We start from the raw sequence: 1,517 nt of genomic DNA on the forward strand, positions 1-1,517 counted from the left end.
ACAAGTGAGAATGCCGGTATGAGTAACGAAAAGATCAGTGAGAATCTGATCCGCCGAAAGCCTAAGGGTTCCTGAGGAAGGTTCGTCCGCTCAGGGTAAGTCGGGACCTAAGGCGAGGCCGAAAGGCGTAGTCGAAGGACAACAGGTAGAAATTCCTGTACCACCGTAATCCGTTAATAGCGATGGGGTGACGCAGTAGGGTAGTGACGCGAGCTGATGGATGCTCGTCCAAGCAGTGAGGCTGATGTGTAGGCAAATCCGCACATCGTAAGGCTGGGCTGTGATGGGGAGGGAAAATTTACAGTACCGAAGGTCATGATCTCACACTGCCAAGAAAAGCCTCTAGTGAGGAGAAGGTGCCCGTACCGCAAACCGACACAGGTAGGCGAGAAGAGAATTCTAAGGCGCGCGGAAGAACTCTCGTTAAGGAACTCGGCAAAATGACCCCGTAACTTCGGGAGAAGGGGTGCCCCGGTAGAGTGAATAGCTCGAGGGGGCCGCAGTGAAAAGGCCCAAGCGACTGTTTAGCAAAAACACAGGTCTGTGCGAAGCCGCAAGGCGAAGTATACGGGCTGACGCCTGCCCGGTGCTGGAAGGTTAAGGGGAGTGGTTAGGAGCAATCCGAAGCTGTGAACCGAAGCCCCAGTAAACGGCGGCCGTAACTATAACGGTCCTAAGGTAGCGAAATTCCTTGTCAGGTAAATTCTGACCCGCACGAATGGCGTAACGACTTGGGCGCTGTCTCAACGAGAGATCCGGTGAAATTTTAATACCTGTGAAGATGCAGGTTACCCGCGACAAGACGGAAAGACCCCATGGAGCTTTACTGCAGCTTGATATTGGACTTTGATACGATTTGTACAGGATAGGTGGGAGCCTAGGAAGAGGGAGCGCAAGCTTCCTTGGAGGCGCCGTTGGGATACCACCCTGATCGTATCGGAGTTCTAACCTGGTACCCTAAGCGGGTATGGGGACAGTGTCAGGTGGGCAGTTTGACTGGGGCGGTCGCCTCCTAAAGAGTAACGGAGGCGCCCCAAGGTTCCCTCAGAATGGTTGGAAATCATTCGAAGAGTGCAAAGGCAAAAGGGAGCTTGACTGCGAGACTGACAAGTCGAGCAGGGACGAAAGTCGGGCTTAGTGATCCGGTGGTACCGCATGGAAGGGCCATCGCTCAACGGATAAAAGCTACCCTGGGGATAACAGGCTTATCTCCCCCAAGAGTCCACATCGACGGGGAGGTTTGGCACCTCGATGTCGGCTCATCGCATCCTGGGGCTGAAGTAGGTCCCAAGGGTTGGGCTGTTCGCCCATTAAAGCGGTACGCGAGCTGGGTTCAGAACGTCGTGAGACAGTTCGGTCCCTATCTGTCGTGGGCGTAGGAAATTTGAGAGGAGCTGTCCTTAGTACGAGAGGACCGGGATGGACGCACCGCTGGTGCACCAGTTGTTCCGCCAGGAGCATAGCTGGGTAGCTAAGTGCGGACGGGATAAGCGCTGAAAGCATCTAAGCGTGAAGCC

Annotated in this window: 1 rRNA gene; it reads left to right on the plus strand. The window is 54.6% G+C overall.

Annotated features, from left to right (window positions below):
• Positions 1-1,517: ribosomal RNA gene (locus ACFQ3W_RS25935) — 23S ribosomal RNA — on the plus strand; the annotation flags it as partial.

The organism is Paenibacillus puldeungensis, from assembly GCF_042678945.1.
GTDB classification, from domain to species: Bacteria; Bacillota; Bacilli; order Paenibacillales; family Paenibacillaceae; genus Fontibacillus; species Fontibacillus puldeungensis.